This is a genomic window from Skermanella sp. (assembly GCF_059503625.1).
This window is the reverse complement of the sequence record NZ_JCACHA010000796.1, coordinates 1-323: the sequence shown is the minus strand read 5'-3', so window position 1 is coordinate 323 and position 323 is coordinate 1. Positions and strand designations below refer to the sequence as shown.

1 protein-coding gene is annotated in these 323 nt (G+C 61.9%); it reads left to right on the top strand.

All coding sequences use genetic code 11. The features are described 5' to 3' along the window. On the top strand, positions 1 to 323 hold a 323-nt coding region (locus tag AC5JJ6_RS28145), incomplete at both ends, for a DUF4214 domain-containing protein (protein ID WP_496045236.1).

The window sequence follows — 323 nt, the reverse complement described above, 5'->3', positions numbered from 1 at the left end:
CCTGCGTAACGGCGACACGCTTCTGGGAATATCTGACGATTTTACCGGCTCTCCGGAGTTCATCGCGCGTTACGGCACGCTGGATAACGCCGGCTTCACGACGCTTCTCTACAAAAACGTGCTGGGCCGCCAGCCGGACAGTTCCGGTCTGGCCGCATGGACTGAGTCGATCGATTCCGGAAGGCCACGGGCCGAAGTCGTCATAGGATTCTCCGAGTCCGCCGAGCATCAAAGCCAGCGCGCGCCCTATATCGACGATGGAATCATGCTGGATGGCCAAGCCCAGGCCGGGCAGGTGCAAACGGCCGGCTTGGCGCAGTCCG